At 61.0% G+C, this 22,549-nt stretch carries 14 protein-coding genes and 2 tRNA genes; 4 read left to right on the top strand and 12 right to left on the bottom strand.

Going from position 1 to position 22,549, the window contains the following annotated elements; all coding sequences use genetic code 11:
- Positions 1 to 112 precede the first annotated feature (112 nt).
- The 11 genes from PPUTUW4_RS02400 to rnr form a co-directional block, all read right to left on the bottom strand.
- Entirely contained in the window at positions 113 to 1,003 is an 891-nt protein-coding gene (locus PPUTUW4_RS02400; protein WP_015093238.1) for a transglutaminase family protein, read from the bottom strand.
- A complete protein-coding gene (locus PPUTUW4_RS02395; RefSeq protein WP_015093237.1) occupies positions 1,003 to 3,489 on the bottom strand; it encodes a circularly permuted type 2 ATP-grasp protein in 2,487 nt (828 codons plus the stop codon). Before PPUTUW4_RS02395 ends, PPUTUW4_RS02400 begins: the two co-directional genes overlap by 1 nt.
- An 88-nt stretch (positions 3,490 to 3,577) precedes the next feature.
- Positions 3,578 to 6,850: a transglutaminase family protein gene (locus PPUTUW4_RS02390; RefSeq protein WP_015093236.1), complete on the bottom strand. Its 3,273-nt coding sequence runs from the start codon at positions 6,848 to 6,850 to the stop codon at positions 3,578 to 3,580.
- A gap of 372 nt (positions 6,851 to 7,222) precedes the next feature.
- Positions 7,223 to 9,526 carry a YgiQ family radical SAM protein gene (locus PPUTUW4_RS02385; RefSeq protein ID WP_015093235.1) on the bottom strand — a complete coding sequence of 768 codons (2,304 nt, stop codon included), beginning with the start codon at positions 9,524 to 9,526 and terminating at the stop codon, positions 7,223 to 7,225.
- 188 nt (positions 9,527 to 9,714) lie between these two features.
- The gene (gene dnaB / locus PPUTUW4_RS02380; RefSeq protein WP_007973277.1) at positions 9,715 to 11,112 is read right to left on the bottom strand and encodes a replicative DNA helicase; all 1,398 of its coding nucleotides are present in this window, start codon (positions 11,110 to 11,112) and stop codon (positions 9,715 to 9,717) included.
- Positions 11,113 to 11,245: 133 nt separating this feature from the next.
- Entirely contained in the window at positions 11,246 to 11,692 is a 447-nt protein-coding gene (gene rplI, locus PPUTUW4_RS02375; RefSeq protein ID WP_007973276.1) for a 50S ribosomal protein L9, read from the bottom strand.
- A gap of 19 nt (positions 11,693 to 11,711) precedes the next feature.
- The gene (locus tag PPUTUW4_RS02370) at positions 11,712 to 12,605 is read right to left on the bottom strand and encodes a hypothetical protein (RefSeq protein WP_015093234.1); all 894 of its coding nucleotides are present in this window, start codon (positions 12,603 to 12,605) and stop codon (positions 11,712 to 11,714) included.
- 36 nt (positions 12,606 to 12,641) lie between these two features.
- The gene (gene rpsR / locus PPUTUW4_RS02365) at positions 12,642 to 12,872 is read right to left on the bottom strand and encodes a 30S ribosomal protein S18 (RefSeq protein WP_002551829.1); all 231 of its coding nucleotides are present in this window, start codon (positions 12,870 to 12,872) and stop codon (positions 12,642 to 12,644) included.
- Positions 12,873 to 12,900: 28 nt separating this feature from the next.
- Positions 12,901 to 13,323 carry a 30S ribosomal protein S6 gene (gene rpsF / locus PPUTUW4_RS02360; protein WP_007973274.1) on the bottom strand — a complete coding sequence of 141 codons (423 nt, stop codon included), beginning with the start codon at positions 13,321 to 13,323 and terminating at the stop codon, positions 12,901 to 12,903.
- A 306-nt stretch (positions 13,324 to 13,629) separates the two neighbouring features.
- A complete protein-coding gene (gene rlmB / locus PPUTUW4_RS02355; RefSeq protein WP_007973273.1) occupies positions 13,630 to 14,397 on the bottom strand; it encodes a 23S rRNA (guanosine(2251)-2'-O)-methyltransferase RlmB in 768 nt (255 codons plus the stop codon).
- The gene (gene rnr / locus PPUTUW4_RS02350) at positions 14,394 to 17,021 is read right to left on the bottom strand and encodes a ribonuclease R (RefSeq protein WP_015093233.1); all 2,628 of its coding nucleotides are present in this window, start codon (positions 17,019 to 17,021) and stop codon (positions 14,394 to 14,396) included. The genes rlmB and rnr overlap by 4 nt, the downstream gene beginning before the upstream one ends.
- Positions 17,022 to 17,245: 224 nt before the next feature.
- Between rnr and PPUTUW4_RS02345 the strand changes: the two genes are divergently transcribed.
- The 4 genes from PPUTUW4_RS02345 to PPUTUW4_RS02330 all read left to right on the top strand — a co-directional run bounded on the left by PPUTUW4_RS02345 (position 17,246) and on the right by PPUTUW4_RS02330 (position 20,463).
- Positions 17,246 to 17,332, top strand: a tRNA-Leu gene (locus PPUTUW4_RS02345).
- A gap of 168 nt (positions 17,333 to 17,500) precedes the next feature.
- Positions 17,501 to 17,587: transfer RNA gene (locus PPUTUW4_RS02340), tRNA-Leu, on the top strand.
- Positions 17,588 to 17,896: 309 nt separating this feature from the next.
- Positions 17,897 to 18,907 (top strand): extracellular solute-binding protein, encoded by a 1,011-nt coding sequence (locus PPUTUW4_RS02335; protein ID WP_015093232.1) that lies wholly within the window; start codon positions 17,897 to 17,899, stop codon positions 18,905 to 18,907.
- Positions 18,907 to 20,463, top strand: coding sequence for an iron ABC transporter permease (locus PPUTUW4_RS02330; protein ID WP_015093231.1), 1,557 nt, complete (start codon positions 18,907 to 18,909; stop codon positions 20,461 to 20,463). Before PPUTUW4_RS02335 ends, PPUTUW4_RS02330 begins: the two co-directional genes overlap by 1 nt.
- A gap of 96 nt (positions 20,464 to 20,559) precedes the next feature.
- Here PPUTUW4_RS02330 and PPUTUW4_RS02325 read toward each other — a convergent pair whose 3' ends face one another.
- Positions 20,560 to 22,494, bottom strand: a complete 1,935-nt coding sequence (locus PPUTUW4_RS02325; protein WP_015093230.1) for a methyl-accepting chemotaxis protein — start codon at positions 22,492 to 22,494, stop codon at positions 20,560 to 20,562.
- Positions 22,495 to 22,549: the final 55 nt, after the last annotated feature.

Genomic DNA, 22,549 nt, shown 5'->3' with positions numbered 1-22,549 from the left:
CTTCAAGTCCTACCATACAAGCGAGCCTGCTCGCGAATGCGGCCTCATATTCAACATTTTTGTGGCTGACAGACCCCTTTCGCGAGCAGGCTCGCTCCCACATAGATCCTCATTACTCCAGCGGCATCACGGTGACGCGGACTTCGGGGTCATGGTTACCGCCTCCCAGGATTACCCCCCGCAGCGGAGACACATCGGAAAAATCCCGGCCCCAGGCCAGGGTGATGTGCTCCAGCGCCGGCTGCACATTGTTGGTCGGATCGAAATCCACCCACCCCGACACCGGACAAAACACCGAAACCCAGGCGTGGGACGCATCGGCGCCGATCAGCCGTGGCTGACCCGGTGGTGGCTGGGTCAGCAGGTAGCCGCTGATATAGCGCGCCGCCAACCCTCTGGAACGCACGCAAGCGAGCATCAGGTGAGCAAAGTCCTGACAGACCCCGCGTCGGCGCTCCAGCACTTCCACCAGCGGCGTCGCCACCTGGGTAGCTTCAGCATCGAAGGTGAACTCGCTGAAGATTTTCTCCATCAGCGCCTGCACGCCGAGCAACAACGGTCGACCGGGTGGAAAACAGCTTTGCGAGAACTCGACGAAGTTTTTCTTCAAATGCACATACGGCGATTCGAACCGGTATCGGCAGGCTTCGAGCAATTCTGGCGACAACGGTTGGCTGCTGTAGGTCAGTGCGCTTCGTGTGTGTTCCCACGCCGGAGACTTACTGAAGTCCAGCACAGGTCGGGGCAACACTTCGATCGTGAGACTGGCGTTGACCAGCAACTCATCGTGGGGACGCTCGAACGCCAGCCGGGTCAGCGGATTGCCGAATACATCGAGCTCATCGCGACGCGAGGTTGGCTGCGGACTGATCTGCAATTGCCGGTCGGTGCAACGCTGCCAGGCACAAGGGCGCGGCCACAAATGCGCCAGCTGCTGGGCCAGGGACACCGGGCTGTCGTAGTGATAATGGGTGTCGTGGAAAATCTGGTAACGGGCGCTCATCAGACAGACACCGTGCGCTGGCTGACATCGTCGACATGGGCGAAATGCCGCAGCGCCAGGCGATCGGAGACTTGCCCGCTGGCGTCGGCGATCTCCTGCAACAGTGCGGCCAGCCCTTCGATGGCGGCGCGAACACTGGCGTCGCCGAACAGCGGGTTTTCCAGGCAGCCCAGATCGAATCGCGCCAGACGCTCGACCAATTGCGGCAGTACTGTTTCACGCGGTACGCCAAAGTCGTCGTTGAGACGCTTGAGGGTGCGTGTCACCAGTTTCAACTGGAACAACACGGCGTGAGGGTTCTGCTCATCGAGCAACAGCAGGTCGAGCACCGGGATCAACTGCGCGACCGCCAGATAGCGCGAGCGGTAGGTGATGCTGCTGTTGCCCAGTTCCAGCAACCATTCCAGCCCGGCCTGATCGAAAACCCCGGCGCCCCGCAGGAACGCCGCCAGGCTGCCGCTGAGAAACTGCAAGCGCTCGATCCGCCGGCCAATCATCAGGAAACGCCAGCCTTCATCCCGGGTCATGTCGTCCAGGGCAAAACCGGACAGCGCCGCCAGGGACATCACCAGACGGTTGAGGAAATCCAGCAACTCGCCGAAATCCGGTTCTTCGGTTTCCAGCTCCATGGCTTCGCGCTGCAACTCCACCAGCGCTTGCCAGTTTTCCCGCGAGAGCTTGCCGCGCACTTGCGAAGCGGCCCACTGCAAGCGTTGCAGGTTGGAACGCAGGCTGAACGGCCAGTCGTCACCGAGCAATGCCGCCAACAGGCGTTCGGGTAATTCGCCCTCATCGGGCAGCAGCATCAACCGTTCGCCGAGATCGACTGCGGCCTGCAAGGCTTGCGGGTCGTCGCCGTCGACATAGCGCGCGAGCATGATGCGCAGCAAACGGGCACTGTCATCGCAACGTTCGCAGTAACGGCCAAACCAGAACAGGTTTTCCACCACCCGCGATGGCAGATACGGATCGCGCCGCACCAGATCATGCACGCCGATGTTGCGCTGGGCCTTCCATTGCTCGCCACTGGGCGCTCGATCGCCCAACACCCAAGTGTCCTTGCTGGCGCCGCCGCGTTGCATCGACACCACTTCGGCATCGGCTTGCGCGGCGACCCGGGTCAAGCCACCGGGCAACACCCGATATCCCTCACGGCTGGCCACCGCATACACGCGCATGCCGATGGCCCGGGGTTGCAGTTGACCGTCTTCGGCTTGCCAGATCGGCGCCTGGGACAGTTGCGCAAGTTCCTGCGCCACATAAGCATATGGCCGTGCCTGCATGCGCTCGGCGAGCTCCTGGCGCTGTTTTTCACTCAAGTCGCGGCCAAATACCGGTGCAAAGCTCTGGGACGGAAACGCCGGTTTGATCAGCAGCTCCGGCAGTTTTTCCAGGGCCTGGGCCAATACCGGCGCTTCGCCGCACCACCAGGTGGCGATGGACGGCAGGATCAGCTCTTCGCCGAACAGGAACTGATTGATCTTCGGCAGGAAACCCAGCAAGCCCGGCGATTCCAGCACACCACTGCCGAGCGCGTTGGCCACCAGCACACGCCCCTGCCGCACCGCTTCCAGCAGACCAGGGACTCCGAGGGCCGAATCAGTGCGCAGTTCCAGCGGGTCGCAGAAGTCATCGTCGAGCCGACGCATGATCGCGTGCACCCGGCGCAGTCCACTCAGGGTCTTCAGGTAGACCGTGGCGTCGCGCACCGTCAGGTCGCCGCCCTCCACCAGCGGATAACCGAGCTGACGCGCCAGGTACAGATGTTCGAAATAGCTTTCGTTAAACCGCCCGGGTGTCAGCAGCACCACCAAGGGTGCGTCCTCGTCACTCGGGGCCTGACGAGCCAGTGTTTCCTGCAAGGTACGGAAGAACCCGGCCAGGTGTTGCACCTTCAAATCACGGTACAACTCGGGAAAGGCCCGGGACACAATCGTGCGGTTTTCCAGCGCATACCCGGCCCCCGAAGGCGCCTGGGTACGGTCCGCCGTGACCCACCAGCGGCCATCGGGTGTGCGCGCCAGATCCACGGCATACAAATGCAGAAAGGCTCCGTCAGGCGGGTTGATCCCCTGACAGGGCCAAAGGAAATTGTTGTGACCGAACACCAGCTCGGCGGGCAGCAGGCCTTCGGCAATCAGCTGTTGCGGACCGTAAAGGTCAGCCAGCACGGCATTGAGCAAACGCGCCCGCTGCGCGATGCCGGCCGACAACTGTTGCCACTCATCGGCAGCGATGACGTGGGGTAGCAGGTCCAGCTCCCACGGCCGGTCAGCGCCCTTGGGGTCGGCATAGACGTTATAGGTAACGCCGTTTTCCTGGATTTGCCGGGTCAGCAGAGCCTGACGCTGCACCAGTTGCGCCGGCGTGCTGCGTTGCAACTGCTCGAACAGCCGGCGCCAGTGCGGGCGCACGGCGCCACTGTCGTCGAGCAGTTCGTGATAGGTGCCCGCCGTCAGCGGGTAGCGGTCTAGCAGGTCAGGCATGGAAAGCTCGGCAGACAGCAATGATCGGTCAGACTAGCGCAGGCTCGTGACGCCCGGATATACGAAAAATCCGAGCGTCGCGGACGGTTTAGAAACGTCGCAAATCGAGCGTCATCGGTAGCTCATCGTTAATGTCCAGATGGGGTACAGGCAGTTTCCCCGGCGTGTGCCCGATGCGGAAGAAGCGCGCCATCCGCCGGCTCTCGGCCTCGTTGGCATTGACCGGCAAGCTGTCGTAATTGCGCCCGCCCGGGTGGGCGACGTGGTACTGGCAGCCGCCGAGCGAACGCTGCATCCAGGTATCGAGCAGGTCAAATACCAGCGGCGCGTGGACCGGGATGGTCGGCTGCAGGCAATTGGCCGGTTGCCAGGCACGAAAACGCACGCCCGCGACGAACTCGCCGACTCGCCCGGTGGGCTGCAATGGAACAGGAATGCCGTTGCAGGTCAGCAGATAACGCTGGGGCGGCAAGCCGCTGAGCTTGACCTGCAAACGCTCCAGCGACGAATCCACATAACGCACCGTGCCGCCCATGGCGCCCTCTTCACCCAGCACGTGCCAGGGCTCGAGCGCCTGGCGCAGCTCCAGTGCAATACCGCTGACGGCGTAATCGCCCACCTTGGGAAAACGGAACTCCAGATGCGCGGCGAACCATTCGGCCCGCACCGGATAGCCGGCGGCGTTGAGGTCGACGATGACATCGGCAAAATCCTGCTCGATAAAGTGCGGCAACAGGAAGCGATCGTGCAGCTCCGTGCCCCAGCGCGCGAGTTTTGGCGGTGCATAGGGCTCGCGCCAGAACCGCGCCACCAGCGCCCGCAGCAACAATTGTTGCGCCAGGCTCATGCGGGCATGGGGCGGCATCTCGAACGCACGCAGCTCCAGCAATCCGAGGCGCCCGGTGGCACCGTCCGGCGAATAGAGTTTGTCGATGCAGAACTCGGCGCGGTGGGTGTTGCCGGTGACATCGATCAGCAGGTTGCGCAGCAGTCGATCCACCAACCATGGCGGACACTCCTCACCCGGTGAGGGCATTTGCGCAAAAGCGATTTCCAGTTCGTACAAGGCATCGTTGCGCGCTTCGTCGACGCGGGGCGCCTGGGACGTCGGGCCGATGAACAATCCGGAAAACAGATAGGACAGCGATGGATGGTTGTGCCAATAGCTGATCAGGCTGCGCAGCAGATCCGGGCGACGCAGAAACGGCGAGTCCCCCGGGGTCGCGCCACCCAACACGAAATGGTTACCACCGCCCGTCCCGGTGTGCCGGCCGTCGATCATGAATTTTTCGGTGGTCAGGCGGGTCTGGCGCGCTTCTTCGTAGAGGAACTCGGTGCGCTCGACCAATTCATCCCAGGTCGCGGACGGCTGCACGTTGACCTCGATCACCCCCGGGTCCGGGGTGATGCGGAAGTTGCTCAGGCGTGGATCGCTCGGCGGCTCATAGCCCTCCAGCAATACCGGGCACATCAGTTCTTCAGCGGTGGCTTCAATGGCAGCGACCAGCTCAAGGTAGTCCTCGACTCGCTCCAGCGGCGGCATGAACAGGTACAACCGGCCTTCCCGCGCCTCGGCACAGAAGGCCGTACGGGTCAGCCAGTCGGCGGACTCATCGATTTTGGGTGCGCGGTCTTCTGTGACGGCTGCGCCTTGGCTCTGAAGCTGACCGGTGTCAGGCAGCGGTGGGAACGCCTGATTCGGGTCTTGGGCATGAATGAATGGATACTCCGCCGCTTTCACCCAGGGTTGCGACCCCAGCGGCAAGCGATAGCCCAGCGGCGAGTCCCCCGGCACCAGACGGCAGTGCTCTTCGCGCAGATACCAGCGGCCGCTCTGCCACTGATCGCCCTTGGCGGTGCGTGCCAGCGGAAGGACCTGGCCAATTACCTTGTCCAACCCCTGGCTGAACACTTTGCGCAGACGCGCCCGCTCCAACGGTTCCTCCAGACGCGAATCTTCGGCGCTGACGTTTTGCGGCAGCATTCCTTCGCGCCAGAGGTAATAGAAATTGTCTTCGTAGGCTGGAAAAACGAAGCGGGTCGGAATTTTCAGGCGTTCGGCGACACTCGCCAGAAAACGTCCGGCCAGCGCGCCATCGGCGCCGTAGTCTTGTTGTTCGTCGGCGATCAGCGCGCTGTTGTGCCAGATCGGCACGCCGTCGCGGCGCCAATAACAATTGAGCGACCAGCGCGGCAGTTGCTCGCCGGGGTACCACTTGCCCTGCCCGAAATGCACCAGTCCATTGGGCGCGTAGTGTTTACGCATGCGCTGGAACAATTCGGCGGACAACCGCCGCTTGTCCGGCCCCAGTGCCGCGGTATTCCACTCGGCACCGTCCGGGTCATCGATGGACACAAAGGTCGGCTCGCCGCCCATGGTCAGGCGCACGTCGCCCTCCAGCAAGTCGGCATCGATCTGTCGGCCCAGGGCCTGGATCGCCAGCCACTGGTCGTCGGTGTAGGGCTTGGTGACCCGCGGTGCTTCCCAAATCCGCTCCACGGACATTTCGTGGCTGAATTCGCACTCGCTGGGTTCCACCAGGCCACTGATCGGCGCCGCAGAAGACGGATCGGGACTACAGGCCAACGGAATATGTCCTTCACCGGCAAACAGCCCGGAGGTTGCGTCCAGGCCGATCCAGCCGGCACCGGGCAAGTACACCTCGCACCAGGCGTGCAGATCGGTGAAATCCACTTCGGTGCCGGACGGACCGTCGAGACTTTTCACGTCGGCGGTCAGCTGGATCAGGTAACCCGACACGAAGCGCGCCGCCAGTCCCAGGTTGCGCAGCAGTTGCACCAACAACCATGCCGAGTCGCGGCAGGAACCGGAGGCGTGTTCGAGGGTGTGTTCCGGCGTCTGCACGCCGGGTTCCATGCGAATCAGGTAGTCAATGTCTTCGCTCAGGCGCTGGTTGAGCGCGACGAGGAAGTCCACGGCAGGTAACGGTGTGCGGTCGATGCCGTCCAGATAGGCCTTGAATTTCGGCGTCAGCGGCAGGGTTTCCAGATACGGCGCCAGTTCCTTGCGCTCATCTGCGGCATAGGTGAAGGGGATCTTTTCCGCGTAGGGTTCGAGGAAGAAGTCGAACGGATTGAAGATCGCCATCTCCGCCAGCAGATCGACCTCGATCCGCAGTTCTTCGGTTTTCTCCGGGAACACCAGCCGCGCCAGGTAATTGCCCTGGGGGTCCTGCTGCCAGTTGATGAAGTGCTGCTCGGGCGAGACTTTCAGCGCATAAGACAGAATCCGCGTGCGGCTGTGGGCGGCGGGACGCAGGCGAACAATCTGCGGGCCGAGCTCGACAGCGCGGTCATAGCGGTAATGCGTGACATGGTGCAATGCGACATGAATCGACACGGCGTGCCTCCTGCGAGCCTAGAGCGTATGGGAAAGCGCGCAAGACTTATGCCATCCCGCATTGCTGGCGCTTTCTTCGATTACTGGAGGCAGTACAGCACCAAAATCGGGCGTTGCAGGAAAATGGGTTGATTTGGTTGCACGTAAATGTGGCGAGTGGGGTTTCGCCTGGGAAGCTCTTTGGTGAATGTACCGCCCTCTTCGCGAGCAGGCTCGCTCCCACAGGAGGAAAGCATTTCATTGTGGGAGCGAGCCTGCTCGCGAAGAGGCCAGTTGCCACAACCCACTCTCGGGCTTTGATACAGCTTTTACTCTTCCAGAAATGCAAAACGCCAACCCGGAGGTTGGCGTTCTGTTCAGCGCAGGCGAGGCTTAGCGCGGCACGACGGGCTTGCGAGCCGGCTTCGGCCCCTTGCCCTTGGCCGCGTCCTTGCGTTCCTTGGCCGCCTGCTGGTTGCGGGCGAACGCCGCCGCCTTGGCCTGTTCACGCTTGTCCCACGGATTGCCGCCATCGCTGGCACGCGGTGGCAGGCCGGTGTGCTGGGTAAGGATCTTGGTGGTCTTTTCCTTGGCCACTTTATGGCTGCCGGCTGGCGTCGAATTCTTGCGACGGGCGCTCTGGTAGCTGTCGGTCGACGGCTGGTGCAAAGGAATCAACTGGTTCTTGCCCGGCCCGATCAGGTCGGCGCGACCCATGCGGGTCAGTGCTTCACGCAGCATCGGCCAGCCTTTCGGGTCGTGATAACGCAAGAACGCCTTGTGCAGACGACGCTGCTCCTCGCTCTTGACGATGGTCACCGCGTCACTCTTGTAGGTGACCTTGCGCAGCGGGTTCTTGCCCGAGTGGTACATCGCGGTGGCGGTGGCCATCGGCGACGGGTAGAACGCCTGCACCTGGTCGGCACGGAAACCGTTGCCCTTGAGCCACAGGGCCAGGTTCATCATGTCTTCATCGGTGGTGCCCGGGTGGGCGGCGATGAAGTACGGGATCAGGTACTGCTCCTTGCCCGCTTCCTTGGAGTACTTCTCGAACATGCGCTTGAACTTGTCATAGCTGCCGATGCCCGGTTTCATCATCTGGTTGAGCGGACCTTCCTCGGTGTGTTCCGGGGCGATCTTCAGGTAACCACCGACGTGGTGGGTCACCAGCTCTTTAACGTATTCCGGCGACTCGACCGCGAGGTCATAACGCAGGCCGGAAGCGATCAGGATCTTCTTCACACCCGGCAATTCACGGGCACTGCGATACAGCTTGATCAGCGCCGAGTGGTCGGTGTTCAGGTTCGGGCAGATACCCGGGAACACGCAGGATGGCTTGCGGCACGCGGATTCGATTTCCGGGCTCTTGCAGGCGATGCGGTACATGTTCGCGGTCGGGCCACCGAGGTCGGAGATCACGCCGGTAAAACCGGGAACCTTGTCGCGAATTTCTTCGATTTCGCGAATGATCGACTCGTGGGAACGGTTCTGGATGATCCGGCCTTCGTGCTCGGTGATCGAGCAGAAGGTGCAGCCGCCGAAGCAGCCACGCATGATGTTCACCGAGAAGCGGATCATGTCATAGGCCGGGATCTTCTCCTTGCCGTACGCCGGGTGCGGAATGCGCGCATAAGGCATGCCGAACACGTAGTCCATTTCTTCGGTGGTCATCGGAATCGGTGGCGGGTTGAACCAGACGTCCACTTCGCCGTGCTTCTGCACCAGCGCGCGGGCATTACCCGGGTTGGTTTCCAGGTGCAGCACGCGGTTAGCGTGGGCGTAGAGCACCGCGTCGTTGCGGACCTTTTCCACCGACGGCAGACGGATCACGGTCTTGTCGCGGGTCATGCGCGGGCTGGCCAGGATCTGCACGACCTTGGCTTCCTGCGGATCTTCAACAGGACCTTTTTCCTGCTCGATGGCGCAGGCAGCGGTGTCCTGGGTGTTGACGTACGGGTTGATGATCTTGTCGATCTTGCCCGGACGGTCGATGCGTGTGGAATCGACTTCGTACCAGCCTTGCGGCGTGTCACGACGGATGAACGCGGTCCCGCGCACGTCGGTGATGTCTTCGATCTTGTGACCGTAGGACAGACGCTGGGCGACCTCGACGATCGCGCGCTCGGCGTTGCCATAGAGCAGGATGTCGGCGCTGGCGTCGATCAGGATCGAGTTGCGCACGCGGTCCTGCCAGTAATCGTAATGCGCGATGCGGCGCAGCGACGCTTCGATGCCGCCGAGCACAATCGGCACGTGCTTGTAGGCTTCCTTGCAGCGCTGGCTGTAGACCAGGCTGGCGCGGTCCGGACGCTTGCCCGCCAGGCCACCCGGGGTGTAGGCATCGTCGGAACGGATTTTCTTGTCGGCGGTGTAACGGTTGATCATCGAGTCCATGTTGCCGGCCGCGACACCGAAGAACAGGTTCGGCTCGCCGAGCTTCATGAAGTCGTCTTTGGACTGCCAGTTCGGCTGGGCAATGATCCCGACGCGGAAGCCCTGGGACTCCAGCAGCCGGCCGATGATCGCCATGCCGAACGACGGGTGATCGACGTAGGCATCACCGGTGACGATGATGATGTCGCAGGAATCCCAGCCGAGCTGATCCATCTCCTCCCTGCTCATGGGCAGGAACGGCGCTGGCCCGAAACATTCGGCCCAGTACTTGGGATAGTCAAATAACGGCTTGGCTGCTTGCATGTCGATAACCGGTGTTGGCTTTCATTGAATTTCGCGGGCGCGGAATATAGCACAAATTTTGACCAATTCCGACGACTGTGGTCGGAAATTGCGGCGACCCCATCGCGAGCAAGCTCGCTCCCACAGGTTCAATGAAGTTCCTGTGGGAGCGAGCCTGCTCGCGAAGAGGCCCGCACAGTCGCTACAACTTACTCATCATCATCGAAGTTATAGCTACCCGGCGCCAGGTTCTCGAACCGTGTGTACTTACCGATGAACGCCAGGCGGATAAAGCCGATCGGCCCGTTCCGCTGCTTGCCGATGATGATCTCGGCAATGCCCTTGTGCTCGGTTTCCGGGTGATACACCTCGTCCCGATACACGAACATGATCACGTCGGCGTCCTGCTCGATCGCTCCGGATTCCCGCAAGTCGGAGTTCACCGGGCGCTTGTTCGGCCGCTGTTCCAGGGAACGGTTGAGCTGCGAGAGCGCCACCACCGGGCAGTTGAATTCCTTGGCCAGGGCTTTCAGGGATCGGGAGATCTCGGAAATCTCGTTGGTCCGGTTGTCACCGCTGGAACCGGGAATCTGCATCAGCTGCAGGTAGTCGATCATGATCAGGCCGACATCGCCGTGTTCGCGCACCAGGCGGCGGGTCCGGGCGCGCATTTCCGACGGGCTGATGCCCGCGGTATCGTCGATGAAAAGCTTGCGGTCGTTGAGCAGGTTGACCGCCGAGGTCAGGCGCGGCCAGTCGTCGTCTTCCAACTGACCGGAACGCACCTTGGTCTGGTCGATGCGGCCGAGGGAAGACAGCATACGCATGATCAGCGATTCACCTGGCATCTCAAGGGAGTACACCAGGACAGCCTTCTCGCTGCGCAGCACGGCGTTTTCCACCAGGTTCATCGCAAAGGTGGTTTTACCCATGGACGGACGGCCGGCGACAATGATCAGGTCGGCCGGTTGCAGGCCGCTGGTTTTCTCGTCGAGATCAGTGTAGCCGGTGGACAGGCCGGTGATGGCGTTGTCGGTGTTGAACAGGGTGTCGATGCGGTCGATGGCCTTGGTCAGCAACTCGTTCACACCCACCGGGCCGCCGGTTTTTGGCCGGGCCTCGGCGATCTGGAAGATCTGCCGTTCAGCTTCATCGAGGATTTCTTCTGCCGTGCGCCCTTCAGGGTTGAAGGCGCTGTCGGCGATTTCAGTGCTGATGCCGATCAATTGACGCAGGGTCGCGCGCTGGCGAACGATCTGCGCATAGGCCTTGATGTTGGCGACGGACGGCGTGTTTTTCGCCAGCTCGCCGAGGTATCCGAGGCCACCGACTTGCGAAGTCTGACCTTCCTTGTCCAATTGCTCGGCAAGGGTCACAACGTCGATCGGCGAGTTCTGATCGGCCAGTTTGGCGATCGCACGGAAAATCAGGCGGTGGTCATGTCGATAGAAATCGCCGTCGGAGACTTGATCGAGCACACGCTCCCAGGCGTTGTTGTCCAGCATCAGACCACCGAGCACGGCCTGTTCGGCCTCGATGGAATGCGGCGGCACCTTCAGCGCGGCGGTTTGCAGGTCGTATTGCTCGGGAGCTAAGATTTCGTTCATGGCCACTTGGTTTTTTTTGGAAAGCAGGAATGTAAAAACTGGGATGCCAGAAAGACAAAGGGCACGACCTGTAAACAGGATCGTGCCCGATGTTACCGGCAAGCACCCGAGGGTGCCAGCCGACAAGTGCTGCTTAAGCTGCTACCACGACAACGCGTACGGTGGCTTCAACTTCGGCGTGCAGGTGCACGGCTACGTCGAATTCGCCTACGTTGCGGATGGTGCCGTTCGGCAGACGAACTTCGCTCTTCTGCACTTCAACGCCGGAGGCGGTCAGTGCGTCAGCGATGTCGTGAGTACCGATCGAACCGAACAGCTTGCCTTCGTCGCCAGCGGTGGCAGTGATGGTCACTTCCAGCTCGGCCAGTTGGGCAGCGCGGCTTTCAGCCGATGCTTTGCGATCTGCTGCAGCTTTTTCCAGCTCAGCGCGACGCTCTTCGAACGCAGCCAGGTTGGCTGGGGTCGCAGCGGTAGCTTTGCCGTAAGGCAGCAGGTAGTTACGACCGTAACCAGCCTTAACGTTCACTTTGTCACCCAGGTTGCCCAGGTTGGTGACTTTTTCCAGAAGGATCAGTTGCATGTGAAAATCCTCTTAACTTTTAACCTTCACCGTTCGCGTTATCGGCATCTTTCGGTGCCGAACGACCGCGAAAATCAATCAGGCTGTCGACGATGGCCAGGACCACCAGCAACGGATAGATCAGTTGCATGAACAGCAACAGCGTCACGTACAACCCCACCAGCCAGAACCTGGCCAGTCGCTTCTGCGCCACCAGCCCGTGAATCAGGGCCAGCCCGGCGAACACCAGCGGTACGCTGCACAACGGCGTCAACATGGCCAACTGCGGACCGATGTTCGGCCCCAGAAGCATGCACGCCAGCAGCAACATCGCCGGCAACAGCGGGATGCGGATGGCGCGAAACTCGCGACCAAAACCGCCCGGGTTGTACAACAACGCCTGCCAGTAGCGCCCGACAAGCAGGCTCAGCAAGCTGACGATTTGCAACAACGCCGCAATCAGGCCGGTCAGGACCGGTGCAATCAGGGACGCGAAACGCGCTTGTTCGTCTACCGACAACTTCTGGTAGACATCACCGAGTAGCGACGGCATGACTTTGATCAAAGCCTGCGCCAGCATCTCGATCTGGGGAGCAAAAGCTGTCCCCAACACCACTGAAAACACCACTCCCATCGCTATGCTGACCAGCAGCACGCGGTTCCAGGACTCGCTTGCGCGCAAAACCAACGCAAGGCTCGCAGACCCCAGCAGCACCAGAAGTGCCCGTGGGTCGTCGGAGTAAAGCCACCAGGCCAATGCCGGCAGCAGTCCCAGAGCAAGAACGCCCAGGGCGTCCCTCAATCCGCGCCGCAGGAGCACAAGGCATCCGGCGGCAGCACCCAACCAATACAACAACGGCATCGCCGCGCATCCAGCCACTACCAGAGTGGCCTGCATACGGCCGCGCATGATGAACTCAGCTATGGCCCGCATGCATTCAATCCTTTGCTACGTGTCGACTGCCCGGTCTCAGCGGCCGTGGCTGTCGGTGTAGGCCAGCAGGGCCAGGAAGCGGGCGCGCTTGATAGCGGTGGCCAGCTGACGCTGATAACGAGCTTTGGTACCGGTGATGCGGCTTGGAACAATTTTGCCGGTCTCGGATACGTAGGCTTTCAGAGTGTTGAGATCTTTGTAATCGATCTCTTTCACGTCTTCAGCGGTGAAGCGGCAGAATTTACGACGACGGAAGAAACGTGCCATTTGATAGGCTCCTTAAAAGGTCCGTGGATTACTCGTCAGCGTTATCGCTGTTGTCGCTGTCATCACTGTCAGCGCTTTCAACGCCTTCGTGCTCAGGACGGTCGCGACGCTCACGGCGCTCACTGCGGTTTTCTTCAGCCTTGAGCATCTCGGACTGGCCGGTAACGGCTTCGTCGCGACGGATGACCAGGTTACGGATCACTGCATCGTTGTAGCGGAAGTTGTCTTCCAGCTCGGCCAGGGCCTTGCCAGTGCACTCAACGTTCAGCATCACGTAGTGAGCCTTGTGAACATTGTTGATTGCGTAGGCCAGTTGACGACGGCCCCAATCTTCCAGACGGTGGATTTTGCCGCCGTCTTCTTCGATCAGCTTGGTGTAACGCTCAACCATGCCGCCGACTTGCTCGCTTTGATCCGGGTGGACCAAAAAGATGATTTCGTAATGACGCATGAATGCTCCTTACGGGTTGTAGCCTGCCGCTCAAAAGCGGTCAGACAAGGAGTGAATGACACTTATGGACTTGCGTGGGTAAGGCACATGCGTGCCTGCCGTCACAGCAAGGGGCGCAATTGTAGAGAAGGGGCGAGGGAGGCGCAAGGTAATTGGTGATTATTTGAACAGCCACCAAATTCATGCCACACCGCAAAACACTGTGGGAGCGGGCTTGCTCGCGAATGCGGTACGACATTCAACATCTTTGCTGAATGTTACTCCGCTTTCGCGAGCAAGCCCGCTCCCACAGGGACTGCAACCGGATCAGGATTTCTTGGCGGCGGCCTTGGCTTTGACACTGCGCTGACGCTGCGCTTCGAACAGGCAAACGCCGGTGGCCACGGAAACGTTGAGACTGCTGACGCTACCGGCCATCGGCAGGTTCACCAGATAGTCGCAATGCTCACGGGTCAGGCGACGCATGCCCTTGCCTTCGGCGCCCATGATGAGGATGGTCGGGCCGGTGAGATCCTGGTCATACAGACTGACCTCAGCCTCGCCGGCCGTACCGACAACCCACAAGCCGCGCTGCTGGAGCTTTTCCAGGGTACGCGCCAGGTTGGTCACGGCAACCAGCGGAATCACTTCCGCCGCGCCGCAAGCGATTTTTCGTACAACCGGAGTCAGCGTGGCCGACTTGTCCTTCGGTACGATCACTGCCAGCGCGCCCGCCGCATCGGCGGAGCGCAGGCAGGCGCCGAGGTTGTGCGGATCGGTCACACCGTCAAGCACCAGCAACAACGGTGCGCCGTCGGTGCGATCGAGCAGCTCATCAAGCATTGCCTCGCCCCAGACCTGGCTCGGACTCACGTCCGCGACCACGCCCTGGTGCACGCCTTCAACCCAGGCGTCCATTTCGCGGCGCTCGGCCTGGCCGACCTGGACCCGGTTTTCGTTGGCCAGCTCAATCAGCGTCTGGACCCGAGGATCATTGCGGCCTTCGGCCAGCCAGATCTGCTTGACGCGTTTCGGGTGGTGACGCAACAACGCTTCTACAGCATGAACGCCGTAGATCTTTTCCAACTGACTCATGGCTTGGCCTTAGGTTTACGCGCCCCGCCACTCTTGGCTGGAGCCGAGCCCGCTTTTGGCGGGCCTTTACGATGTTTGCTCGGTTTGGCTGGCTTGCCGCCGACGGCCTTGTCAGGCGCCGACCGACTGGTCTTTCCCCCAGATGCCGCTTTACCGCCGCTTTTCGCACCGGCCAGCAACGCCTGTTTCATTTCACGACTTTTGCGCACTTCGGCGTTTTTCGCCGCGGCATCGCTCGGGCGATAGGCTTCCACAGCCTTTTCCTTGGCAGGACGGCGACCGGTTTTTGCCGGAGCCGCCTCCACTTCGACTTTCGCTGCAGGCGCTGCACTTTCGGTACCGCGTTTTTTACGGCCGATCGGTGCGCTGATGGTTTTTTCAGCCATCTCGAAGTCGATCTTGCGCTCGTCGAGGTCGACGCGCATGACCCGCACTTCCACGGTGTCGCCCAGGCGGAAGCTGCGACCGGTGCGCTCACCGGCCAGGCGGTGGTGCACAGGATCGAAGTGGTAGTAATCGCCCGGCAGCGCAGTGACGTGCACCAGGCCTTCGACGTAGATGTCGGTCAGCTCGACGAACAGACCAAAACCGGTCACGGCCGTGATCACACCCGGGAACGACTCGCCCACGCGATCTTTCATGAACTCGCACTTGAGCCAGTTCACCACGTCGCGGGTCGCTTCGTCGGCACGGCGCTCGCTCATCGAGCACTGCTCGCCGAGCTGCTCCAGGGCCGCTTCGTCGTACGGATAGATGCGCGCCTTCGGAATGGTCATCGCACCGGCACGGCGAACGTGCGGGGTGTTCTGCTTCGAATGGATCACGCTGCGGATTGCGCGATGCGTGAGCAAGTCCGGATAGCGGCGGATCGGCGAGGTGAAGTGGGTATAGGCTTCGTAATTCAGGCCGAAGTGGCCCTGGTTATCAGCGCTGTACACCGCCTGGCTCAACGAACGCAGCATGACGGTCTGGATCAGGTGGAAATCCGGACGATCCTTGATACCGGCCAGCAATGCCTGGTAATCCTTCGGCGACGGACCGTCCTTGCCTTTGTGCAGGGACAAACCAAGCTCACCGAGGAAGGCGCGCAGTTTTTCCAGACGCTCCGGCGGCGGACCATCGTGAACGCGGTACAACGCAGGAATTTCGTGCTTTTTCAGGAATTCGGCAGTGGCCACGTTGGCCGCCAGCATGCATTCCTCGATCAGCTTGTGTGCGTCGTTGCGTACGGTCGGACGGATTTCGGCAATCTTGCGCTCGGAACCGAAGATGATCCGGGTTTCCTGGGTCTCGAAATCGATCGCGCCACGAACATGACGGGCCGCCAGCAATACCTTGTACAGCGAGTACAGCTGCTTGAGGTGCGGCACGACGTCGGTGTATTCGCCGCGAAGCTTGCGCGCCTCGGTGGCTTTCGGCGTTTCCAGCATGGCGCTGACTTTGTTGTAGGTCAGGCGCGCATGGGAGTGGATCACCGCTTCGTAGAAGCAGTAGTCGGTCATTTCGCCGGACTTGGAGATGGTCATCTCGCAAACCATGGCCAGACGGTCGACTTGCGGGTTCAGCGAGCACAAACCGTTGGACAGCTGCTCAGGCAGCATCGGAATCACGCGCTCGGGGAAGTACACCGAGTTGCCGCGAACCTGCGCTTCGGCATCCAGCGCCGAACCGAGCTTCACGTAGCTGGATACGTCGGCAATCGCCACGTACAGCTTCCAGCCGCCGGAGAACAGACGCAGCTTGCCCGGACGGGCTTCGCAATAGACCGCATCGTCGAAGTCGCGGGCATCTTCGCCGTCGATGGTGACGAACGGCAGATGGCGCAGGTCGATGCGCTTCTCTTTGTCTTTCTCTTCAACTTCCGGCTTGAGCTTGGCGGCTTCCTTGAGCACGGCGTCAGGCCAGACGTGAGGAATGTCATAGGTACGCAGGGCGACGTCGATTTCCATGCCCGGCGCCATGTAGTTGCCCACGACTTCAACCACGTCGCCTTGCGGCTGGAAGCGTGGCGTCGGCCAGTGAGTGATCTTCACTTCGACGAACTGACCGATCTGCGCGTTGGCATTACGGCCCGGCGTCACCAGCACTTCCTGCTGGATCTTCGGGTTATCCGCGACGACGAAACCGATACCGCCCTCTTCGAAGTAGCGACCGACGATGGACTCGTGAGCACGGGACACCACCTCGACGATCATGCCCTCACGGCGACCACGACGATCCAGACCGGAAACACGCGCCAGGGCACGGTCACCGTCGAACACCAGACGCATCTGCGCCGGGCTCATGAACAGGTCGTCACTGCCGTCGTCCGGCACCAGGAAGCCGAAACCATCGCGGTGACCGCTGATGCGGCCCAGGATCAGGTCAAGCTTGTCCACCGGCGCATAAGTACCGCGACGGGTATAGATGAGTTGAGCATCGCGCTCCATGGCGCGCAGGCGGCGGCGCAGGGCTTCGATCTGGTCTTCTGTGGTCAGACCAAACTCTTCGACCAGTTGCTCGCGGTTAGCAGGCGAACCCCTGTCAGCAAGGTGCTGAAGGATCAGTTCGCGGCTAGGAATAGGGTTTTCATATTTTTCCGCTTCACGAGCGGCCTCGGGATCGAGGGACTGCCAATCGGCCATTAGAGAGTTTTCACCTTGTCTATATGCGGGTTAGTTTGGCATAGGCGTAATGAAACGGGAAATTTCAGGCTAAGACGACCCATCTAAAGCCCTGTATCGACACCGCAAAGCTGTTTTGAAGACCGCTGGCGAAATTTTCCAGGTTTTTTTGATTCCGGGGGTTTACAGTTAAAAAGACGCTCCGTATAGTGCGCGCCATCGACGACGGAGACGTTGCCGATACTGCCCAGATGGTGAAATTGGTAGACACGCCAGCTTCAGGTGCTGGTGACCGCAAGGTCGTGGAAGTTCGAGTCTTCTTCTGGGCACCAATTTCGAGCTTGAGATTAGATCAATTTCAAGGCTCACACAAAAACCCGCGAAAGCGGGTTTTTGCATTCTGGACCACTGGTTTATTAATTTTTAAAATCAGGGGTTTACAGATCAAAACGCTCTCCGTATAGTGCGCCACATCAACAGCGGCAACGCTGAAGATGAATGCCCAGATGGTGAAATTGGTAGACACGCCAGCTTCAGGTGCTGGTGACCTTACGGTCGTGGAAGTTCGAGTCTTCTTCTGGGCACCAATTCAAGTTCAAGGTTACGGCCTTTAACTTCACAAAAACCCGCGAAAGCGGGTTTTTGCGTTTCTGGCATCCAGAAATCTTCTCTACCGCCCTTCTGTAGGAGCGAGCCTGCTCGCGATGCACGCCCAGACAACATTTGCATGCAGGCACCCCGCGTTATCGTTGGAGACCATCGCGAGCAGGCTCGCTCCTACAGGGTCATCGGCAGCCCGTGCCAAAAGCAAATCCAACCCGCAAGGCGCATTTGAGAAACAATATCGTTTATCATTGTTACAAGTTTTTGCAATGCGACAGTGAGGAACCCTGCGAATGATGTTTCGAAATACCCTGCGCCGCGGCTTGACCATTACCCTGCTCGGCCTGGCACTTGCCACTCCCCTCACCCAAGCCGCCGACCCGGTTTCCCTGACGCTCTACAACGGCCAACACAAAGAAGTCGGCGACGCGGTCGCCAAAGCCTTCGAAGCCAAGACCGGGATCCACGTCAATGTACGCAAAGGCAGCAGCAACCAGCTCGCCAGCCAGGTCGTCGAAGAAGGCGATCGCTCCCCTGCCGATGTGATCTACACCGAAGAATCGCCGCCACTGAACAAACTTGGCGAACAAGGCCTGCTGGCCAAGGCGGATGACGCCACGCTGGCCGTTCTGCCCAAGGAATACGTCGCCAGCAATGGCACCTGGATTGGCGTAACTGCCCGGGTGCGCGTCGTCGCCTACAACCCCAAGCTGATTGATGAAAAAGACCTGCCGACCTCGGTGATGGAATTCTCCAATCCAAAATGGCAAGGCAAGGTCGGCTTCGTGCCCACCAGCGGTGCCTTCCAGGAACAAGCCGTCGCCATCATCAAAGTGCACGGCATGGACGCTGCCGAAGAATGGCTGACCGGGCTGCGCGCATTCGGCAAGACCTACAGCAACAATATGGTCGCGCTCAAAGCCGTGGAAAATGGCGAAGTGGCCACCGTGCTGGTCAACAACTACTACTGGTTCGCCTTGCAGCGTGAAAAAGGCCAGCTCGATTCGAAACTGCACTACTTCACCGGTGGCGACGTCGGCGGGCTGATCACCGTGTCCAGCGCAGCCGTCCTGAAATCCAGCAAACACCCAACAGAAGCACAGCAATTGCTCGCCTACATGGCCAGCGAGGAAGGCCAGCGCGTGATCACCCAGACCACCGCCGAATACCCGCTGCACAAAGGCATGGAGTCTGATCGCGGGCTCAAGCCATTCAACGAGCTGCAAGCACCGAAAGTCACGCCAGCCGACCTGGGCAATGCCGAAGAAGCCCTGGACCTGGAACGTGACGTTGGCCTGAACTGATGAGCGCATCGCTTTCCGCGCATGGCGGGTACATGCCACGACGCAAGCGGCCATCAATCTGGCTGGTACTGCCGGTTTTGCTACTGGTGGTGCTCAGCCTGCTGCCGTTGGCCTATGTCGGGCTCAAGGCCTGGCAAGCAGGCTGGGCCGAGGCGCTGCACTTGCTGTGGCGCCCCTATGTGTTCGGACTGCTGCGCAACACTCTGGCACTGATGGTCGGCGTGACACTGGCCTGCGGCGTGATCGGCCTGTCGCTGGCGTGGTTGCTGGAGCGCAGCAGTCTGCCGGGGCGACGCCTGTGGGGTGTGATCCTGTGCCTGCCCTTTGCCGTACCGGCGTTTGTCAGCAGCTTCACCTGGGTTTCATTGAGCGCTCATTTCGAAGGGCTCGGCGGAGCGATTCTGGTGATGACGCTCTCTAAATACCCGCTGATTTTCCTGCCGGTGGCGGCGACCCTGCGCAATCTCGACCCATCACTGGAAGAGTCGGCGCGCACGCTGGGACAGAACCGCTGGGGCGCGTTCTTCAAGGTCACACTGCCGCTGCTCTGGCCGTCGCTGCTCGCCGGCTCCTTGCTGATTGCCCTGCACATGCTGGTGGAATTCGGCGCGCTGTCGATCATCGGCCTGCAAACCTTCACCACCGCGATCTATCAGCAGTTCGAGCTGGAATTCAGCAATGCCAATGCGGCGATGCTCTCCGCCGTACTGCTGATGCTGTGCCTGGCGTTGTTGTGGCTGGAGCTGCGCGTGCGCGGCAAAGGTCGACACGTGCGCACCGGCCAGGGTGCGGCGCGGCAGGCGGAGCAGGTTCACCTGGGACCCTGGGCTGTGGCAGGACAGCTTTATTGCCTGCTGCTGGCAATCGTCGGCAGCGGGATTCCGCTGGGCATGCTGGCTTACTGGCTGGCAGTCGGATCATCGGCAGCCTTTCCAATGGCAGCCATCGGTGAAGCATTGCTGTCATCCCTCGCGCTGTCGCTGGGTGGCGCTGCGTTTTGCCTGGTGCTGGCGGTGCCGGTCGGCCTGCTGGTCGTGCGCCATAAGGGCCAACTGGCGATCTGGGCCGAGCGCTTGCCGTATCTGCTGCACGCCCTGCCGGGACTGGTCATCGCCCTGACCCTGGTGTATTTCGCCCTGCACTACGTGCCGATGCTGTACCAGACTTCGGCATTGCTGCTGATCGCGTACGCACTGCTGTTTCTGCCGCTAGCCCAGGCGCCGATCCGCACCGCCCTGAACAAGGCGGCACCGCAGCTTGAAGAAGCGGCACGCACGCTGGGCGCCTCGTCTTTCAGCGCTTTCTGCCGAGTGACACTGCCGATCATTTTCCCGGCACTGGGTGCAGCGTTTGCGCTGGTGTTCCTGGATGCGATGAAGGAACTGACGGCGACCTTGCTGTTGAGTCCGACCGGGCTGAATACACTGGCGACGGAAGTCTGGGCGCATACCGCGAATGTTGAATTTGCCGCTGCGGCGCCTTATGCGGCGTTATTGATATTAGTGTCGGGGTTACCGGTCTATCTGCTGACGACCCGGATGTATCTGAGTCGTTAAGACCGCCATCGCGAGCAGGCTCGCTCCCACAGGGAAACGCATTCCAATGTGGGAGCGAGCCTGCTCGCGATGACGCCAGACCATTCAACACAAACCCTAAGCCCTGAACTGCCCCAGGCTCGCCTTCAACTGCGCCGCCAACCCATCCAGCACCTTGCCGCTGGCCGTGGTCTCCACCACAGCTTGCGCGGCTTTCTCGGCCTGGGCATGAATGGTCTGGACCCGCCCTCGCACCGCTTGCGCCCCTTGCGCCTGATGCGCCGCGGCCTGGGTCGCCAGACCGATCGCCGCATGCACCTGCTCGACCGACGCCTGCACCGACTGCTGCAACCGTGCACTGTCACGCAGCACCACCAAACCTTCGTTGGCCTGGCGCCCGGCCTGACCGATTGCCGCGACCGCCTCGCGCGCGCCCTGCTGCAACGCCACGATGTGCGCCTGGATATCGCCGGTGGAGCTCTGCGTCTTGCTCGCCAGCGCCCGCACCTCATCTGCCACCACCGCAAACCCGCGCCCGGTCTCGCCGGCACGCGCTGCTTCAATAGCCGCGTTCAGCGCCAGCAGGTTGGTCTGCTCGGCGATGCCGTGAATCACCGTCAACACCACTTCAATCTGCTCGCTTTGCTGCGCCAGGCGCTCGATCACCTGGGCGCCGGTATTGACCTGCCCCGCCAGCTCCTCGATCAGGCTGCCGACTTTCGCCGAGGTCCGGGTGTTTTCATCGGTGGCCTGACGAATCTCCACCACCTGCTTGAGCGCCGCCTGCATGGCGTGGCTTTCCGACTGCGCCTCATCCGCCATTTGCGACAGGGCACGCAAACTCTCCGCCACTTCGTCGCGCTGCATGCCAGCCGCTGCGTCCGCACCCGCGTTGCGCAGGGTCATGGCACCAATCTCGACGCCGGTACGCTGAGCCACATCGCCCGCCTCGCGCACGATCGGCTGCAACTTATCCACAAAGCGATTGACCGCCGAGGCCATGTCGCCGATTTCGTTCTTGCTGTTGATCTGCACACGCTTGGTCAGATCGCCTTCGCCTGCTGCCAGGTCATCCATGGCAACGATCAGCATTTTCAGGCGATTGACCACTCGACGACCGAGCACCACCGCCAGCAACAGCAGGACACCAAAACCCACCACCGCCAGACACACGCCGATGCGCCAGCGCAATGTTGCAGCGGCTTCCTGTACGGTGCTGGTGGTGTTGGCTTTCATTTCCGCCGCTGTGGACTGCGCTGACTGCAGACGCGCACGCATCGCCGTTGCGCTGTCGGCAGCTGCGCCTTTGAGGCTGTCGCCGACCAGTTGATCGCTGCTGGCGATCAAGGCCGAGAAGCGCTTGTCGAGGGCCGCGAGATCAATCTCCACCGAAGCCGTCGAGACCCCCATCAGGACCTTGCCGATTTCCACGCCATTGGGGTTGATCGAAGCCTCGATGTAGAAGACCGAAGGATCGTTCTTCGCTGCATCCAGCACCTTGTCGAGCGCCCGCTCGCCCTGGCCTTTTTCCAGCAGCGCCTTGTTGATCGGGTTTTCCCGGTTGAGGTAGCGCGTCAGGTGCTGACCGGTAGCGTCGTCATACACCACGAACAGCACATTGGGATTGCGCTGGGCCCGGCGGGCGAATTCGGACAGCGTCGGAATGTCGTTGTCCCACATGGCGCGGGGCGCGACCGAAGCCAGAAGCTGTGCCATATCGTTGGCGGAGTCCTTCAGGTCCTTTTCCAGGGTCGAACGCAATTGCGCCTGCTCTTCCTCAAGACGCGAGGACAAACCGGCCGTGAGGCGCTGACGTGTACTGGTAGAAAGGCTGTCCAGACTGGACGTGACTTCACGCCCGGCCTGCTCGAGCTCGGCGGAAAGTTTTTGACTGTCCGCGCCCAGGCGCGTGCCCAGATCGGCTTCGAGCGCGGTCACCGTGCTCCGGGTCAGAGCAACAGCCACCAGCACCTGCACCAAAAGGGCGATACCCAGGGTAACGAACACAGGCCGCAACAAACGGCTTTGTAACAGTGAGAGAACGGCCGACACTGTGAATCCCTCTACTTGGACGCCATTAATTTGATGGCATTCTTTTGAAGATATT

This window comes from Pseudomonas sp. UW4 (assembly GCF_000316175.1).
Lineage (GTDB): Bacteria > Pseudomonadota > Gammaproteobacteria > Pseudomonadales > Pseudomonadaceae > Aquipseudomonas > Aquipseudomonas laurylsulfatiphila.
The sequence above is the reverse complement of the archived record's forward strand: the minus strand, read 5'-3'. Positions and strand labels throughout refer to the sequence as shown.

What these genes read in the sequence shown, in the direction of transcription:
- PPUTUW4_RS02400 (WP_015093238.1), bottom strand. Translation starts at nt 1,003, where the DNA reads ATGAGCGCCCGTTACCAGATTTTCCACGACACCCATTATCACTACGAC.
- PPUTUW4_RS02395 (WP_015093237.1), bottom strand. Translation starts at nt 3,489, where the DNA reads ATGCCTGACCTGCTAGACCGCTACCCGCTGACGGCGGGCACCTATCAC.
- PPUTUW4_RS02385 (WP_015093235.1), bottom strand. Translation starts at nt 9,526, where the DNA reads ATGCAAGCAGCCAAGCCGTTATTTGACTATCCCAAGTACTGGGCCGAA.
- dnaB (WP_007973277.1), bottom strand. Translation starts at nt 11,112, where the DNA reads ATGAACGAAATCTTAGCTCCCGAGCAATACGACCTGCAAACCGCCGCG.
- rplI (WP_007973276.1), bottom strand. Translation starts at nt 11,692, where the DNA reads ATGCAACTGATCCTTCTGGAAAAAGTCACCAACCTGGGCAACCTGGGT.
- PPUTUW4_RS02370 (WP_015093234.1), bottom strand. Translation starts at nt 12,605, where the DNA reads ATGCGGGCCATAGCTGAGTTCATCATGCGCGGCCGTATGCAGGCCACT.
- rpsR (WP_002551829.1), bottom strand. Translation starts at nt 12,872, where the DNA reads ATGGCACGTTTCTTCCGTCGTCGTAAATTCTGCCGCTTCACCGCTGAA.
- rpsF (WP_007973274.1), bottom strand. Translation starts at nt 13,323, where the DNA reads ATGCGTCATTACGAAATCATCTTTTTGGTCCACCCGGATCAAAGCGAG.
- rlmB (WP_007973273.1), bottom strand. Translation starts at nt 14,397, where the DNA reads ATGAGTCAGTTGGAAAAGATCTACGGCGTTCATGCTGTAGAAGCGTTG.
- rnr (WP_015093233.1), bottom strand. Translation starts at nt 17,021, where the DNA reads ATGGCCGATTGGCAGTCCCTCGATCCCGAGGCCGCTCGTGAAGCGGAA.
- PPUTUW4_RS02335 (WP_015093232.1), top strand. Translation starts at nt 17,897, where the DNA reads ATGATGTTTCGAAATACCCTGCGCCGCGGCTTGACCATTACCCTGCTC.
- PPUTUW4_RS02330 (WP_015093231.1), top strand. Translation starts at nt 18,907, where the DNA reads ATGAGCGCATCGCTTTCCGCGCATGGCGGGTACATGCCACGACGCAAG.